The sequence below is a fragment of the Pseudomonas sp. CFBP 5748 genome (genome assembly GCF_053850495.1).
The window spans coordinates 890,558-907,906 of record NZ_JBSPTN010000001.1; the positions used below are offsets into that span (position 1 = coordinate 890,558).

Here is a 17,349-nt window from a genome sequence, read left to right on the forward strand (position 1 = left end):
CTGGGCGTCAAAAAAACCGGGGCTTGCTGGCATCGGAGCCTGATCGGGTGATTACAGCCGCACTGAAGTCCAAGGCATTGTCCATGGCTAAGCAGCGTGCCGAGTCCAGTGAGGGTAGGGCGAAGCCTGCCACGGATTTGGCAACGTCCGTTACCCCAGTGCCTGCGGCTACGCTGCACGCGACCCTCACGCTGCTTGCAAAGGGCGATGTGCTCCATCGTGCGCATCAGGATAAATATCAGCCAGATCAATTCAATCCCGGTGTTTGATTCCTACTTTGTATGTTGGCACGACAGTTGAGGGCACCTTGATGGAGACCGTTTTCACGGCGTTCCCCACACGGCTGGCTTCAAGAGCCTCGACAAAGGAAAACTGACTGGGCAGGTTCGTTCTGTCGTCCAGGTTAGCCAACCGCTGCACCTAGTTGATCTGTCCAGCGTGCCCCTGCGGCAACTGGGCATCACGCACAAACAATTGATCGACACTGAGAAAGATCAATGCCCTGCGACGTGCAAATGGGCAGAGGCGATCCATTGCCAACGCCCAAATGCGCAAGGGCTATCATGCGAGCATGAAGAGGCGCGACGCTTTCAGTGTGCTAGTACCTGAGCGCACAAGTCGAAAAAAAACAGTAGCTTGAGCTGATTTTTTGCGGTTTTTGAAAAGTAGAGAAAGAGCCCATCATTGCCAGGTGAGCACTCAAGCAATACGGGCTCCAAGGCACCGCAGGCCAGCTCCCTTGAGGTATGAAAGGTGGATGAGTAGATGAGTCCGACGCCTTTAGTCGCTAGGCTGCGCATGAGTTCACCGTCGTTGACTGTGATCGGGCCTATCGGATCAATTCTTACGGTCGACCCGTTCTCGAGGAATTCCCAGCGATAAATGTCACCTTTCTCCGGCCGGCGAAACCTGATGCAGTCGGTGCATGAGGTCGCTGGTGGATTGTGGCTTCCCCTTGGCCTTGAAGTAATCCAGGCGCCCCAAAAACCGCCCATTTGAATGGTTTGCAAAGCCTAACCGCAATCATGTCCTGGGCGATGTAAGAACCGATAAAAATGCCGGTGTCATAGCCGTCGGCGGCGAAATTTTCGTGCTGATTGCTAACAGTGAGTTCCAGACTCAGGTTGGGCCATGCTTTTCGAAAAGCTGGTAACACAGGCTCAACAGCATGCGGCAATGCCAAACGTTCCATTAGTAGGCGCAAAGTGCCGGAGGGCGCCTTGGCTGACTGAGCAGCATCTTCCAATCCCGTTGCGGTAATTTTGGCGGCTGGTTCGACTTTCTGAAGTAAATCCAAGCCTGCTTCGGTCAGAGATACTCTACGTGTCGTCCGATGGAAAAGGAGGATTCCCAAGCGCTGTTCAAGTCTGGGCGGCGTATCGAGCCGGCACTGCATAAGAATTTCGGAGGCCTCGATTGCTCGTGTATGGCCGGATGAGATTGCCGGGCCTGGCGATGATACTGTTTTGGATCTGCGACGCCACAGCCGCCGAGAAGAATTATGACGTTACCACTTCGTTGATGGGGCGATCATCAGCGAAGTGGCCCAGTAGGGCACCGTACCGTTCTTTTTATGGGATTTTCCCGCTGCATACGTCCCATCGCACCTGAAGGGCTTCAGTCTATGACGACATGTCCTGGTTCGCTGGGGGCAACACGGGCTCCTGCGCCTCGCCAGCCTGAAGGTCATCTAGCAATGCCTTCCATAGCGACACGCACATCCCGATCATCACCAGCAGGAACGGGGCGGCGACGATGATGGCTGCGGTCTGCAACCCAGCGAGGCCGCCCATCACCAGCAGCACTGATGCAGCCGCACCGGCCAAGGTTCCCCACAACACTACCAGCCAGCGCGGTGGTTCCAAATTGCCGCGGGAGCAAAGCATCCCCATGACTATTGAGCCGGCGTCGGCCCCCGAAATGAAGAACACGCCGACCAGCACCATGGCCGCAAACGAAGTCAGCGCCGCGACGGGATACTGAGCCAGCAGCGCGAAGAGCGCCACTGCTGGTCCCTGATCATTCACTACAGCGGCAATACCACCGACGCCGGTCAACTCCGAGTACAGGGCCGCGCCCCCCATGATCGAGAACCACACCATCGTCACCCCACTGGGAATGAAGATGACGCAGACGACGAACTCGCGAATAGTTCGGCCGCGTGAAATTCGCGCGATGAAGGTGCCCACGAACGGCGCCCAGGAGATCCACCAGGCCCAGTAGAAGATGGTCCAGCTGGCGAGCCACTTGCCATCACTGAAGGCCGCGGTGCGAAACGACATTGGCACCAACTCGCGCATGTATTCGCCTACCGACGCGACCAGCGTGTTCATGATGAACACGCTGGGCCCCACTGTCGCCAGGAACAGTAGCAGCAGCACTGCAACCACCATGTTGACGTTGCTGAGAAACTGCACTCCCTTGCCCACGCCGGATACTGCGGAAAAGATGAAGAGCACTGTCATCACCGCAATGATCGTCAACGCAATGCCATTCGATTCACCGGTATGCCACAGGTAGTTCAGGCCGCTGTTGATCTGCTGCGCGCCCAGACCGAGCGAAGTAGCGGTGCCGAACAGAGTGGCCAAAACCGCGAGCACGTCAATCGACTTGCCCAGCGGACCGCGCACGCCTTTTTCGCCGATCAGCGGCGTAAAGGCGCTGGATATCAGGTTTGGCAGCCCCTTGCGGAACGAGAAGTAGGCCATGACCAGGCCGACGATGGCATAGATCGCCCAAGGGTGAAACGCCCAGTGGAAGTAAGCGTACTGCATGGCCAGCTTGGCGGCTTCCCTAGAGTGAGGCTGCGCCAGTCCGTGCGGTGGCGTCGCAAAGTGCGTGACCGGCTCGGCCACCCCCCAGAACATCAGCCCGATACCCATGCCGACGCTAAACATCATCGCGATCCACGACGAAGTACTGAACTCCGGTTGCTCCCCATCCTTGCCCAGCTTGATTCGGCCGAAGCGGCTGAAGGCCAGGAACAGCGCGAAGACCAGGAAAAACACTGTAGAGACGACGAAGCTCCAACCGAACTCGTCGATGATAGTGTTGAGCAGCGCCTGCAACGTCGTCGCCATGGCCTTGGGTGAGAGCGCCCCCCAGGCGACGAACGAGGCTGAAACCACGGCAGCCACCCAGAAAACCACCTTGTCGACGGATGAGTCAGGTGTTTTTTGCATTCTCTAATTTCCAGTAAAGTATGGAACCCGCGCGGCGGGGATAGCTATTGACCCCTTAATGGTCGCTGTCTTAGTAAACAGTGGCTTGCGCGTGGACGATCCCCACAATTCCAAACACGACAGCGTTATCAACAGTGCCAAGCAGGGACTAAAAGAAAGCTCTGGTGTTTTGACTCATAACAACGCTGGTCACCCCAGTGTTGCCAGTGGCGAACTTGCTTGAGGGTGCGTTACCGGCGATGAGGTTTACTACAAACCATCGCCCTTAACCTTTTCTTTGGATAAAACGTCTGGCTGAACAACGGAAAAGTGCCTATAAGTCACGAGCGCTTCGCCGGTGGGAGCTTTAGGTGAGTCGATCTGCCGCCACAGGCGCGGCAGGCATAGTCAAACCTTCGTACATTGCCCGCACTAAGGCACTGCTGAGGCAGGGGCGATTTGGAACAACGTCCATCTGCCTTCGAATCCGAACATTCCGCTTGTGATTTCTTTGACACTGTCGGGCATGCATTGAACTCGCGGGAGTACGAGCATGATCGGTATCCATAGCTCCTCGGTTTTTATAGAACAGTAGGGGGGGCATGAAGCGCAGTCCAACCTTCAGATATTCTTTGTAGTTGCTGCTGGTTGTGGTTATAGATCCTAAGGCTTATGCCGTGGGTAACGAAAATCGGGGTCAATAATAATCTACCCTGTGCGGGTGCTACTGATTTGCACAGCGGCTAGGGGCGATGCGTTCGCTCTGCCATTTTTACTCCCTGCTGTTTACGGCGCGCTACCCAATATATGGTTCTCGGTCAATCCTGGTATGAGTTATGGATGATCAGTGCTGCAAGGCGCGATTCTTGCTCGTAAATTCATCCCGTCACTTTTTTGATGGGGAAAATAAGAAGAGCCTCTCTCTGAGGCCTATGCTTTATGTGAGGAGATACCGCAATGCTGACGTCCAACTCCGGGGCCCAACCCCAGACCCATGCGCCTCAATCCATTGGCTTTTTGCTGCTGGACAATTTCACGCTAATTTCCCTGGCGTGCGCGGTGGAACCGCTACGCATGGCCAACCAGCTGTCTGGTCGTGAGTTGTATCGCTGGACCACCCTCACGGTCGATGGGGCTCAGGTCTGGGCCAGTGACGGTTTGCAGATCACCCCCGACGCCTCCATGCACAAGGCGCCGCCCCTGGACATTGTCATCGTCTGTGGCGGCATCGGCATCCAGCGCACCGTGACCCGTGAACATGTGTCGTGGCTGCAGAGTCAGGCCCGCCAGTCCCGTCGCCTCGGCGCGGTCTGCACTGGTAGCTGGGCCCTGGCTTGCGCCGGGCTGCTGGACGGTTTCGATTGCAGTGTGCACTGGGAATGCCTGGCGGCGATGCAGGAAGCTTTCCCGCGGGTATCGATGAGTACCCGCCTGTTCACCCTCGACCGCAACCGCTTCACCAGCTCCGGCGGCACCGCGCCGCTGGACATGATGCTGCATCTGATCAGCCGTGATCACGGTCGTGAGCTGTCGGCGGCGATCTCGGAAATGTTTGTCTACGAGCGTATCCGCAACGAACAGGATCACCAGCGCGTGCCGCTCAAGCACATGCTCTGGCACCAATCAGCCGAAGTTGCAGGAAATCGTCGCGCTGATGGAGGCCAACCTCGAAGAGCCGATCGACTTGGACCAACTGGCGGTGTATGTCGCCGTGTCCCGGCGTCAGCTGGAGCGGTTGTTTCAGAGATTTCTGCACTGTTCGCCGTCGCGCTATTACCTCAAGCTGCGGCTGATTCGTGCGCGACAACTGCTCAAGCAGACGCCGATCTCAATCATCGAAGTTGCTTCAATTTGCGGTTTCGTCTCCACGCCGCACTTCTCCAAGTGCTATCGCGAATATTACGGAATTCCGCCCCGAGACGAACGCGTAGGCTCCAATACCGCTCAACAGATTGCTTTGATACCGATATCGCCGAATTTTGTTTCATCACCCTTTGGAGCGCTGTCGATTTTGGGTCAGGCTAGCGAAGAGTCAACGTTTGCTAGCGTTCGGTTATGAACTGCGGCATCGCTTGGCGGGTTTGGATTTGCGAGGAAGCATGCTAGGGCCGAGTACTGATCTGTTTTTGCGTTAACGCGAAGTGTTAGCGTCTTGGTGAGACTTCAGTGATAGAATCGATGCCTACGCAGGAGGTGTCGTGAAAAGCAAGTCTAACCATGCAGCAAGAACCCCTAAATTGTTGAACCCCGAAACCCTCGGGGTGCGCCTGCGGACCGCCCGTAAGCAGCGAGGCTGGACGCTGATTCAGCTTTCGGAGCGTTCGAACGTTTCGATCACCACTATCTCCCGAGCGGAGCGAGGGCAACTTGCCTTAGGCTATGAAAATGTCGCCGCCCTGGCTCAGGCTTTACAGTTGGATATAGGCACGCTGTTCTCCCAGGACTATGAGTCGTCGCCACCTGATCAGGGACCGGTTGTAACTCGGGCCGGGGAAGGCGTGGCCTACAGGGGACTCTCGTTCACCTATGAGTTTCTCGCCACCGCTGTGAGTGGCAAGCCCATCAACCCTGTCTTGGGTACGATCCACGCCCGCAAAATCAATAGCCCAGAAGACTTCGCCAGGCACTCTGGGGTGGAATTCATCTATGTGCTCGCTGGGGCAGTTGAGGTGCATTTCGAAACAGGTGAAGTGACTCGCCTGGGGAAAGGCGACTCACTGTATTTTGACAGTCGTGTTGGTCATGCCTACATCAGTGTCAGCAAGCAGTTGGCCAAAATAATCGGTGTGATCACGGCTGAAAGCGATCATATGCTCCTTGCGCGGGAAGGGCATGATGAGCCTTCCCACTGAGTGATCACGGCTACCGTCCTTCTTCGCACCATTAGTTTTGTCTTCCCACATGCAGTTTGCAGCCGCCCTGTTCAAGGCATGTCCATGTGGGACTGTGACGGCGTCGTCACGTCTTTCTCTTGACCCCCGTGAACCAGGGCTGATCTGTTTCGCGAGGTCAGTTCCCCAGGGGACCGGCCACCGGGCTCGGCATGCAGCCGTTCCGCACAAGGAACTGTGCAGAGTCGAGAATGGGCAGCCATTTCGCACCTCTGACTTTCGCTAAATTTGCGTATTAGCAAAAAAAGCTTGATAAAAATATTCTCCAGTAGTTTCATATGGTTTTCGCGTATACGCAAATTTGAGGCTTGGGTTGACCTTGTCGAGAATGGTGTATTCAGTCGAGGAGATGGTGGGGCTGCGTGTTTTTCACGGCAGCAGTGCATCGGTTTCGGTGGCCATGGGAGAAGCGGAAAACAGGCAGAGCAGAGTAGGGTGAAAACAGGCAGTCAGGCATTGGTGCCGCTTCGGCTGGTGAGGAGGCTCAGCGTGCAGCCAGTCGGCGAAAATGGCATCCAAGTCGTTTCGGCGGAAAAAGCTAATTTCAATAACAATTAGGCTATCGGTAGGTGTTCACAAACATGGCAAATAAACTTCTCAGCTCTCGCCAGATATCTTTTATGGCGTTGGGCATGTCCATTGGTGTCGGCCTCTTTCTGGGGTCAGCATCAGCGATTAAGTCCGCTGGACCCTCTGTCCTTTTGGCCTACATCATCAGTGGCGGTGTGATATTCCTGATTATGCGCGCGCTGGGTGAAATGACCGTTCATAATCCGGTTTCCGGCTCATTTGCCGCCTATGCACACGAATACCTCGGACCGTATGCGGGTTTTTTATCCAGTTGGAACTATTGGATTTTGATGGTTGGGGTAGGGGTCGCTGAATCGACTGCGGTCGGTATTTACATGAAGGCTTGGTTCCCTGATGTGCCGCAGTGGACTTGGGTTTGTTTTTCCATCGCATCAATTTGTGCGCTGAATCTCCTTGCGGTTCGCGCCTTCGGTGAAGCCGAGTTCTGGTTCGCACTCATCAAGGTCGCGACGATCCTGGCCCTTATTGCTGGGGGCGGAATGATGATTGTTACCGGCTGGGGCAACAACGGCGTACCGCTGGGACTCTCCAATCTTTGGCAGCATGGCGGTTGGTTTCCCAATGGCATCAGCGGCATGTTGATTTCGTTGCCCATCGTAGCGTATGCCTTCGCTGGCGTAGAAATGATTGGTATCGCAGCATCGGAGTCGGAAGATCCAAAGAAAACCATCCCGCGCGCTATCAACTCTGTGCTGTGGCGAATTCTGCTGTTCTATGTAGCCGCGATTGCAGTGATTCTGGCCATTTATCCCTGGGATCAGATCGGAACGCAGGGCAGCCCGTTCGTTACAACATTTGAACGCTTGGGCATTAAAGAAGCCGCGGGCATCATAAACTTCGTCGTGATAACCGCAGCCCTTTCCAGTTTCAACTGCATCCTGTTTAGTGGGGGGCGCATACTCAAGAGATTGGCCGACGAAGGCCAAGCACCGAAAATGCTCCAAAAAGTTCGTAGCAATGGAATCCCTGCGCGTGCGGTATTCGCAACGGTCGCCTGTATGGCTCTCGGGGTGGTTCTGAATTATGCGGTTCCAGATCGTGCGTTTGGCTACATGATGTCCTTGTTAGCCTTCAACGTCGCTTGGACGTGGGGAATGATTACGTTGACCTATATATTTTTCCAGCGTCGGATCAGGAAGTCCGGTGTCGTCAATGATTATCCGATGCCGTTGCGAAAAATCTCCCCGGCGATTTGTTTGTTATTTGTGGCGTTTGTATTGTTCATGCTGGGTTATGAGTCAGAGACGCGGGTTTCACTTTATGCGGGCGGTATCTGGACAGCCGTTATATCTGTGTTGTATTTCTTGAACCGGCAGCCCTCAAAAGCCGATATCGGTGGTGTGTCAGTACCATAAGAAAATAAAAACGTTAGAAATCTACCTCCTGATAAATATTTATAAGTAATAAGGTGAAAAAACATGGGGAGTTATCGCTCGGGCTTAACCCTGCTCGGATGTCTGGCTGCGGGGCACGTCATGGCCGCCGATCAATCAACATCAGCTGGATTCGTTGAAGATAGCCATTTCAATATATTGCTTCGAAATGCTTACATCAGCCGAGATTATGATGATCGGCGAGAGGACAAGGCAGAATGGGGCCAAGCGGTAATCGGAAAGTTTTCCTCCGGGTTTACTCAGGGCACTATAGGTATGGGGGTTGACGCGTTCGGGCTCTATGGCGCTCGTTTGGATGGGGGTAAGGGGAAGTCGGGGGCAGGGGGAATCGATTTCTTCAAACGTGGAGATAGTGGAGAAGCCGCTCACGATCTAAGTCGTGCGGGGGCGTCGGTGAAGTTTAAGTTTTCGGATACCGTTCTGTCCTATGGCGAGTTGATGCCAAGCTGGCCCATACTTAACCATGACGATGGTCGTCTTTTACCCGAAAGCTATACTGGCACGATGCTCGTTTCCAAGGAAATTCAAGGATTGGAACTGAATGCCGGGCATTTCACTGCACAAGCTCGCAAGAGCGCCGAGGGACGGGATAGTGGTGGGCTGAAACAAATTGATGTGTTAGGGGCAAACTACAGTCTTAGCGACAGTCTTAGCGGCTCCTTTTACGTTTCCGATGTCGAGGATCGTCTGAAGAAGCAGTACCTCGGGGCGACTTATTTGATCCCGTTGGAGAGTGCCCGTTCTCTGAAACTTGACTTCAATGGTTACCATTCCCAACTTGATCGAGCCTATGCCGACGAGTTGGCCACTGGGCGAGAAAACACCATTTGGAGCTTGGCGGCTACCTATGCTCTCGGACCACATTCGTTCACGATCGCACACCAGCGCAGCAGTGGCGACACCGGCTACCAATACGGGCGCAACCAAAATGCTGGCGGCGTGGGAGATGGGGGCGGCAGCATTTTCCTGAGTAATTCTTACTGGTCGGATTTCAACGCGGAAGACGAGCGATCCTGGCAGTTGGCTTATGGAGTGGATTTTGCAACTTACGGTATGCCGGGACTGACATATCGAATCGCTTACGTGAAAGGAGACAACATCCGCACCAACGAGGGCGAGGGTAAAGAGCACGAGTTGTTCAATCAGGTGCAGTACGTTGTCCAAACCGGGCCAGCCAAGGATCTGAAGTTACGTCTACGTGGGTCCTGGCTTCGAGTATCAGATAATGCCAGCGACTATAACGTCAGCGGCAACGAGGTCCGAGCGTTCATCGAGTATCCAATAAGCATTTTTTAAGTATTGGAATCGACGTTGGTGGGGCAGTGATTTGAACCCTACCACCGTCACATCATGTGGCGATTTTTTATTCGGCATTTAGGGGGCCGACTTCGTATTGGAAGTCGCTTCCTGAATGTCGATGAGCAACGAGTAACGGCAGTTTCGTTTTGCGCAACAAGCGGTTCGCATACACAGGTTATAGGTCCCGGCGCTATTGCCCCGTGCAACCTATGCTTTTCAGCACCCGAAATTGAAGGATTACAGATGCACATCATTGTTGTAGGCGCTGGCATCAGTGGCACCGTGACTGCGCTGACGCTGATGCGTGATGGCCATAGTGTCGAGATAATCGAAGGGGCTCACGCGCCTGCCACAGGTGCAAGCTTTGCCAATGCCGGACTCATCTCCCCGGGTCACTGTTTCAGCTGGGCCGAGCCAGGCATTGTTGGTATTGCAGTTAAATCTATGTTGGGCTTGGGTGATGGCATCGGAATCCACGGTCCCTGGACACCCGCGCTGGCCCGATGGGCCACTTTGTTTGCTCGGGAGGCAACGCGAGAGCGGTGGCTGGCGAACTCAAAAGCTGCTTTAGCGCTCTCGTGCTACTCGCGTGATCTGCAATTCGGCCAGTGCGACATACCTAATGCCGACTATGGTGGGCGTCTTAGTGGGATCTTGTATCTGTATGAAGAGGGGCAGACGCCCGGTCCGTATGATGCAGCGTTATTAAGAGAGGCGGGAGAGCCATTCGAAGAACTCGATTCAGCTTCCTTGCTGAAGCAAGAACCTCCATTGCAGGCGGCCCGGGTAAAGTTTGCGAAGGGCATCTACTGTTCTCAAGACGGCACGGGAGACGCCGCGCTTTACGCCAGCGCCGCAATGAACAGGGCCATTGAACTTGGTGCGACGGTGCGGTTCGACGAGCGAGTGCTCGGTTTTGATGTTCAGGACGGTGTCGCTAAAGGGCTGCACACCGACAAAAGTTATCGTCAGGGTGACGCTGTCGTAGTGGCAGCTGGACTTGCATCGCGGCAACTTATGAGATCGATCGGGCACAACCTGCCGATCCATCCAGTCACAGGCTATTCGATTTCCTACCCAGCTCCCTCAGGTCGAAGATCCCGTGTTGGTGCTGTGTCGATCCGGCATAAAGTGGCGTGGGCTTCGTTCGGTGAAACACTGCGATTCACGGGCTTTGCTGATGTGGGGATTCCCGATGGTCCGGTCATGCAGACGCAGTTTGCAGCACTTAAAAATTTCGCGGAAAAAGTCTGTCCTGACATTCAAGGCGTGACTCCACTTCAATGGGAGGGACAACGTCCAATGACCCCGGACAACCTTCCGTTTCTAGGGGCGAGCCATATACCCAACCTATTTCTCAACTGTGGGCACGGCGCGATGGGATGGACGATGGCCTGTGGTTCGGCACGCATTGTGAGTGATCTGATTGCCGACCGTAGACCCGTCATTGATCTGGCACCCTATCAGTGGGACCGCTACGGTCTTATAGGGCGTCGCCCGGTCAAGCCCACAAGTTCTTGCTTTACATCTTAAATACGGGAGCCTTGCCATGACTCGACATGCAATTTTTTATCCAGCGGCACCGCAGTTGCCTTTCTCATCCGCCGTCCGCGCAGGTGGTTTCTTATTGCTTTCTGGGCAGATTCCTTTTGATTCGAACCTAAAGCCCCATGCCGGTCCTATCGAAGAACAGAGTCATGCTGTTTTGACAAACATTGGTAAAACGTTGAAAGATTTAGGAAGTTCTATGGATCACATCGTGAAAGTTACGGTGTGGCTAAGCGACCTCAACGACTTTGCAACCTTCAATGAAGTGTATCGCGGCTACTTCAACTCTCAACGCTTGCCTGTGCGTAGCCTTGTGCAGGCGCAGCTCGCGTTTGGTGTTGGCGTTGAGATTGAAGTTCAGGCAGTCGACGTTAACGCTTGAACGACGGCCCGTGATCAATCAGGCAGTTTTCCACGCTGATTCCTCATCGTCGGATTTGTTCAATTAGCTTAGTTCCGCACTGCGGTAATGATTTGGTTTTTGCACGCCGAACAAACGAGTGATGGTTAACTCGGCCCGTTAACACTGTGCAAAAGTTTAATGCTGTTTGGAGCATTCATGAGCATCGATTTGCAATATCAATCAGGTTTTGGGAATGAGTTCAGCAGCGAGTCGCTCGCCGGCGCGTTGCCCAAGGGACAGAATTCACCGCAAAAATTGCCATATGGGTTGTATGCCGAATTGTTTTCGGGGACAGCGTTCACCATGCCTCGAGCAGAGCTTCGTCGCACGTGGATGTACAGAATCCAGCCTTCAGCCAAACATCCGAAGTTCACTCGCTTGAAGCGTCAGTTGGTTGGGGGAGGGTTGGGAACTGTCACCCCGAATAGGCTTCGCTGGAACCCGCTTCCCGCTTCTGAATGCCCCGTCGATTTTATTGACGGCCTGGTCTGCATGGTTGCGAATTCGAGCCCAGAAAAACCGGTAGGCACGACCGTGTACAGCTATTTTGCCAACCGTTCGATGGAGCGTGTGTTCTTCAATGCTGATGGCGAACTGTTGGTGGTGCCGCAATCTGGACGACTGATGATTTCTACCGAGCTTGGAAAACTTCAGGTAGAACCTCAGGAAATTGTCGTTTTGCCCAGAGGGCTCAAGTTCCGTGTTGAGCTGTTGGACAGCTGCGCGCGTGGCTATGTAGCAGAGAACCATGGCGCGCCTCTGCGTATTCCGGATCTCGGGCCTATTGGCAGTAATGGATTGGCGAATCCACGAGATTTCCTGACGCCAGTCGCTGCCTATGAGCAGGTTGGTCCTGTGCCATTGGTGCAAAAGTTTTCGGGCGAGTTATGGGGATGCATTTCGGAGCATTCGCCGCTCGATGTTGTGGCCTGGCATGGCAACAATGTGCCCTATAAATACGACCTGCGTCGGTTCAACACCCTGGGAACGGTGAGCTTTGACCACCCGGATCCCTCGATTTTTACTGTTCTGACCTCGCCTACCAGCGTCCATGGGATGGCCAACCTCGACTTTGTGATTTTTCCGCCCCGCTGGATGGTGGCGGAGAACACGTTCCGTCCCCCCTGGTTCCACCGAAACTTCATGAATGAATACATGGGGTTGATTACTGGCGAATACGACGCCAAAGCCGATGGTTTCCTTGCCGGTGGCTCTTCGCTCCACAGTTGCATGAGTGCTCACGGTCCTGATGGTCCGACTTGCACTCAAGCCGTTGCTGCACAGCTTCAACCCGTCAAGATCACCGACACGATGGCATTCATGTTCGAAACCAGCCAAGTCCTTCGGCCGAGCCGCTACGCGCTTGAAACCTCTCAGTTGCAAGCCGATTACGACGGTTGCTGGGCCAGCATCCCTAAAACTTTTGACCCGGAGCTTCGCTAAGCAATGTCTGTTCAGCTCATCCAACGAAGCTGGGTCGAATCGGCGAACGGCCATTGCGACTTTCCGATTCAGAATCTCCCGCTTGGCATTTTCAGTCATGGGAATAGCCGCAAAAAGGCCGGTGTCGCCATAGGTGATTCAATTTTGGATCTCCAGGCACTGAAATCTACAGGGTTGGTCCAAGGGTCAGCGTTACGGGCGATTGAAGCGACTGACACAGGTCGTCTGAACGAACTGTTTGAGTTGGGTAGCGGCCCGCGTATCGCTTTGCGGGGTGTGCTGCTGTCACTGCTTGACGAGCAGTCCAGGCATCAGGATCTGGTTGGAGCGTGCCTGTTGCCTGCCGTCGATTGTGTGATGGGTTTGCCTGCGCATATCAGTGATTACACCGACTTCTATGTCGGCATTGAGCATGCCAGGAATGTGGGCAAGCTGTTTCGGCCCGAAAATCCGCTGCTGGCGAACTACAAGTACGTCCCGATCGGATATCACGGTCGTGCTTCTACCATACGCCCGTCAGGGACGGACGTGCGACGACCCCATGGACAGACCCTGCCGGCAGGTGAAGTTCAGCCCACCTTTGGGCCGTGTACCCGTCTTGATTATGAGCTGGAAATTGGCGTCTGGGTTGGGAAGGGTAACCAGATAGGTGAGGCTGTACCGATTGCCGGGGCGGCAGATCACATCGCGGGTTTATGCCTGCTGAACGACTGGTCCGCACGTGATGTTCAGGCCTGGGAGTACCAGCCCCTTGGTCCGTTCCTGTCCAAGAGTTTTATAACCACCGTCTCCCCATGGGTTGTCACCATGGAGGCTTTGGAGCCGTTTCGTCATGCGCAACCTGGGCGCCCTGACGGAGATCCTCGTCCCCTGACTTACCTGCTGGACGAAGCTGACCAGGCTCGCGGGGCGTTTGCCATCGAACTGGAGGTGCTGATTCAGTCTGAACTGATGCGCCAGAAGGGGCTGGCTCCCCAACGCCTGACGTTGAGCAACACCCTGAACATGTATTGGACGGTTGCTCAGATGCTGACGCACCACACCGTCAACGGGTGTCAACTTCAGGCTGGCGACCTCTTTGGCTCAGGGACTCTTTCCGGTGCAGAACCAGGCCAGTTCGGCAGCCTTCTGGAGATCACGGAAGGTGGCAAACGATCAATCGCCCTGAGCTCAGGAGAGCAGCGATGTTTCCTTGAAGATGGCGATGAAATTTTCCTGCGCGCGCGATGTGTGCGACCAGGTTTTGCATCAATCGGTTTCGGCGAATGCCGAGGCAAGATTATTAAGGCGCGATGAGATAAGGGGCACAAGCATGGCTGATTTATTTGAAAATCCGATGGGGCTCATGGGCTTTGAGTTCATTGAACTGGCGTCCCCGCAATCCGGCATTGTCGAGCCTGTACTGGAGGGGATGGGATTCACCCACGTGGCAAACCATCGCTCCAAGAAGGTGGCGCTGTATCGCCAGGGTGAGATCAATGCGATCGTGAATAATGAGCAGACCGGCCAAGCCGCATTTTTTGCGGCCGAACACGGTCCGTCGGTGTGCGGCATGGCGTTTCGCGTCAAGGATTCGCAACTGGCCTACAAACGCGCCCTGGAACTTGGTGCCCAGCCGATCCACATCGAAACCGGCCCGATGGAGCTGAACCTGCCGGCGATCAAGGGCATCGGCGGCGCGCCGTTGTACCTGATCGACCGTTTTGGCGAGGGCAACTCGATCTATGACATCGACTTCGTGTTCCTCGAAGGCGTAGACCATAACCCGGTGGGCGCGGGCCTGAAGATCATCGACCACCTGACCCACAACGTCTACCGCGGACGCATGGCCTACTGGGCGAACTTCTACGAGAAGCTGTTCAACTTCCGTGAGATCCGCTACTTCGATATCAAGGGTGAATACACCGGCCTGACTTCCAAGGCCATGACCGCACCGGACGGCATGATCCGTATTCCACTCAACGAAGAGTCGTCCAAGGGCGCCGGGCAGATAGAAGAGTTCCTGATGCAGTTCAACGGCGAAGGCATCCAGCACGTGGCATTCCTCACCGACGATCTGCTGCAGACGTGGGATGCCCTCAAGGCCAGCGGCACCCAGTTCATGACCGCTCCACCGCAAACGTATTTTGAGATGTTGGAAGGCCGAATTCCAGGACACGGCGAGCCTACTGAGGAACTTCGCAAGCGCGGCATTCTTCTTGATGGCGTGTCGGAGAACGGTGAACGGCGCTTGTTGCTACAGATATTTTCAGAGACTGCCCTGGGCCCGGTGTTCTTCGAGTTCATCCAACGTAAGGGGGACAGTGGTTTCGGCGAGGGTAATTTTAAAGCGCTGTTCGAGTCCATCGAGCGTGATCAAGTTCGTCGGGGGGTTATTGAAACCGGCTGATTCAACGTGCGTAACGCCCTGAAGCACTCCTTCCTCGCTATATGCCGCTGGTCGTCCAGAGGACTACGTACTGTATGAACATAAAACAAAAACTGACGCTCGCTTTTGCCGCTATTGCCTCCCTCCCGGCAGTGCTCGTAGCCGCATTCATTATCTTCAACGTAAGGGGCGAAGCCCGTAGCAGTTTCATTGACAGCAGCACACGCGAAATCCGTCAGGTCGATAACGCCATGCAGCTATTTTTCCAAGCCATCAGCCAGAACGTGGATTACCTTGCCGTGCATCCGCTGCTGAACGATGTCGATGGCTCGATCAAACAATACATGTCCAGCGACGCCCCGAAAATGCCATTGGGGGCCAAGGACCAGCGGTTGTTCGGTCTGTTCGAAGGTCTGGCCAAGAGCCATGTGGCCTATGCCTCCATCGCCATGGGTACTATGGACGGTGGCGGTGTCTTTTGGCCGGGCGATGCCAACATGCACAGCTACGACCCACGTATCCGTCCCTGGTACAAGGCTGCCCAGGCCCGGCCGGGCGAAACCATTCGCACCGAGGCCTACTACTGGGCACCCGACGATGCCGTCCTGGTGTCTACCGTGCGGACATTTGCCAACCAGTTGGGCGCCAGCGGCGGTGTGGTGGGTATTGACGTGACGCTCAATCAGCTCACCGAGTTGGTCAAACAGATCAAGCTGGGCGGTAGCGGCTATTTGATGCTGATGGAAGGCAACAACACCGTACTGGTCGATCCTAGCAAGCCGGAGCACAACTTCAAGCGCCTCGGGGATTTGGGAGACGGCTACGCGCAGCTCGCTCAGGCTGGAAAAGGTTTGGTCGAAGTCGAACTGGACGGCGAGCGCTACATGGCCAACGTCGCGCCATCCGATACGCTGGGCTGGAAACTCGTCGGCTTGATCAAGGAAAGCGAAGTGATGGCCGGTGCATCGCGCCTGACCTGGATCATCGCGTTGATAACAGCAGCCTGTGCTGTCCTGTTCGCTGTGCTGGGCGCGGCATTCGCCGGGCTGATCGTCAAGCCTATACGGGGTGTCGCCAGCGGTCTGGAAGGCATTGCCCAAGGCGAAAGTGACCTCACCGCTCGCCTGGATGTACGGGGTCAGGACGAAACGGCGCAGTTGGCCGGCTGGTTCAATCAGTTCCTGGAGGCGATACGGACTCTGATCAAGCGCATTGGCTTGGCTGCGGGGCAAATCCACGGCAGTTCCAGTAACTGCACCGAGGTGTCGCAGCAGATGTCGCAAGTCGCCAGTCGTCAGCGTGATGCGGTAGACATGGTTTCCACTGCGTTTCATGAGATGGTTTCTACGTCCAACGAAGTAGCGCGTTCCTGCAGTCAGGCCGCTGATTCAGCGGAAAACGGTCAGCTTCAGGCCCACACCGGGCAGAAGCAGATCGACGATGCGGTAAGCAATGTCGACCGCCTGAGCCAGGAAGTCGGCCAGGCGGCCGAGGCCATGGTGGAACTGGAGCAGGACAGCAACGATATCCAGTCGATCCTCGGTACCATTCGCTCTATTGCAGAGCAGACTAATCTGCTGGCATTGAATGCCGCCATCGAAGCAGCCAGGGCAGGAGAGCAAGGGCGCGGTTTCGCGGTGGTTGCCGACGAAGTACGGGCGCTGGCCAAGCGTACCGCGGATTCCACCGCGGAAATCGACGCATTGCTGGGTAACCTGGCACGCCGTACCCACCTGATGGGCAAGCGGATGCATGCGAGCCTGGAGGTGTCCCAGGAAGCGGTGGTTTCGATTAACGAGGCGCGTGTGAGTTTCGAGCAGATCCGCGAGTCGGTGGACGTGATTCGTGACATGAATACCCAGATCGCCACCGCAGCGGAAGAGCAGCATCAGGTGGCCGAGGATATCAACCGTCACATTAGCCAGATCCATGGCGACGCGCAGCAGGTGGCGTCTTTAGCCGAGGCGACCCGGGAGGACGCGCAGAATTTGGCGCAACTTTCCCAAACGCTGAACCATCTGGTCAGCCGCTTTAACACTTGACCCGGTCAGCGCCAGGCTTGAGTAGCTGTCAGGGAACCCAGGCATCGGTTTCTACTGGTCCTCCCTGATCATGTTGAGCGCTGCTTTCACCACGGCTGGTCGCCTGACCCAGGTTTTTGAAATAACGAGGCGACCAGCATCCCGCGCTTTTTTGTCGCCGTGTCCGCAGGCAAGCTGTCAATGCGGCTTGCGAGACAAGGCCGTGACCC

12 protein-coding genes and 3 pseudogenes are annotated in these 17,349 nt (G+C 55.3%); 11 read left to right on the plus strand and 4 right to left on the minus strand.

Going from position 1 to position 17,349, the window contains the following annotated elements; all coding sequences use genetic code 11:
* Positions 1-590: 590 nt before the first annotated feature.
* The 4 genes and pseudogenes from ACWNZ1_RS04100 to ACWNZ1_RS04115 form a co-directional block, all read right to left on the minus strand.
* Complete coding sequence (locus ACWNZ1_RS04100; protein ID WP_456027448.1) at positions 591-914, minus strand: LysR substrate-binding domain-containing protein; 324 nt, start codon at positions 912-914, stop codon at positions 591-593.
* Positions 845-1,297: a LysR substrate-binding domain-containing protein gene (locus tag ACWNZ1_RS04105; protein ID WP_456027449.1), complete on the minus strand. Its 453-nt coding sequence runs from the start codon at positions 1,295-1,297 to the stop codon at positions 845-847. The genes ACWNZ1_RS04100 and ACWNZ1_RS04105 overlap by 70 nt, the downstream gene beginning before the upstream one ends.
* 9 nt (positions 1,298-1,306) lie before the next feature.
* A pseudogene (locus ACWNZ1_RS04110) lies at positions 1,307-1,396 on the minus strand (hypothetical protein); the annotation flags it as partial.
* A gap of 226 nt (positions 1,397-1,622) precedes the next feature.
* Positions 1,623-3,182: a BCCT family transporter gene (locus tag ACWNZ1_RS04115; protein WP_288915042.1), complete on the minus strand. Its 1,560-nt coding sequence runs from the start codon at positions 3,180-3,182 to the stop codon at positions 1,623-1,625.
* 936 nt (positions 3,183-4,118) lie between these two features.
* Between ACWNZ1_RS04115 and gbdR the strand changes: the two are divergent.
* The 11 genes and pseudogenes from gbdR (at position 4,119) to ACWNZ1_RS04170 (ending at position 17,140) form a co-directional block, all read left to right on the plus strand.
* Positions 4,119-5,220: pseudogene (gene gbdR, locus ACWNZ1_RS04120) on the plus strand (choline metabolism transcriptional regulator GbdR).
* Positions 5,221-5,359: 139 nt separating this feature from the next.
* Positions 5,360-6,013, plus strand: coding sequence for a helix-turn-helix domain-containing protein (locus ACWNZ1_RS04125; protein ID WP_288915037.1), 654 nt, complete (start codon positions 5,360-5,362; stop codon positions 6,011-6,013).
* Positions 6,014-6,633: 620 nt separating this feature from the next.
* Positions 6,634-7,998, plus strand: coding sequence for an amino acid permease (locus tag ACWNZ1_RS04130; protein WP_288915034.1), 1,365 nt, complete (start codon positions 6,634-6,636; stop codon positions 7,996-7,998).
* A 63-nt stretch (positions 7,999-8,061) separates the two neighbouring features.
* Positions 8,062-9,333, plus strand: a complete 1,272-nt coding sequence (locus tag ACWNZ1_RS04135) for an OprD family outer membrane porin (protein WP_456027401.1) — start codon at positions 8,062-8,064, stop codon at positions 9,331-9,333.
* Between the two features lie 246 nt (positions 9,334-9,579).
* Complete coding sequence (locus tag ACWNZ1_RS04140; protein WP_456027402.1) at positions 9,580-10,869, plus strand: FAD-dependent oxidoreductase; 1,290 nt, start codon at positions 9,580-9,582, stop codon at positions 10,867-10,869.
* Between the two features lie 16 nt (positions 10,870-10,885).
* Positions 10,886-11,266: a RidA family protein gene (locus ACWNZ1_RS04145; RefSeq protein WP_456027403.1), complete on the plus strand. Its 381-nt coding sequence runs from the start codon at positions 10,886-10,888 to the stop codon at positions 11,264-11,266.
* A gap of 177 nt (positions 11,267-11,443) precedes the next feature.
* Positions 11,444-12,730: a homogentisate 1,2-dioxygenase gene (gene hmgA / locus ACWNZ1_RS04150; protein WP_288916310.1), complete on the plus strand. Its 1,287-nt coding sequence runs from the start codon at positions 11,444-11,446 to the stop codon at positions 12,728-12,730.
* Between the two features lie 3 nt (positions 12,731-12,733).
* Positions 12,734-14,026 (plus strand): fumarylacetoacetase, encoded by a 1,293-nt coding sequence (fahA, locus tag ACWNZ1_RS04155; RefSeq protein ID WP_288916313.1) that lies wholly within the window; start codon positions 12,734-12,736, stop codon positions 14,024-14,026.
* Between the two features lie 16 nt (positions 14,027-14,042).
* Complete coding sequence (hppD, locus tag ACWNZ1_RS04160) at positions 14,043-15,119, plus strand: 4-hydroxyphenylpyruvate dioxygenase (protein WP_288916315.1); 1,077 nt, start codon at positions 14,043-14,045, stop codon at positions 15,117-15,119.
* Between the two features lie 230 nt (positions 15,120-15,349).
* Positions 15,350-16,282: pseudogene (locus ACWNZ1_RS04165) on the plus strand (cache domain-containing protein); the annotation flags it as partial.
* A 129-nt stretch (positions 16,283-16,411) separates the two neighbouring features.
* The gene (locus tag ACWNZ1_RS04170) at positions 16,412-17,140 is read left to right on the plus strand and encodes a methyl-accepting chemotaxis protein (RefSeq protein WP_456027450.1); all 729 of its coding nucleotides are present in this window, start codon (positions 16,412-16,414) and stop codon (positions 17,138-17,140) included.
* Positions 17,141-17,349: the final 209 nt, after the last annotated feature.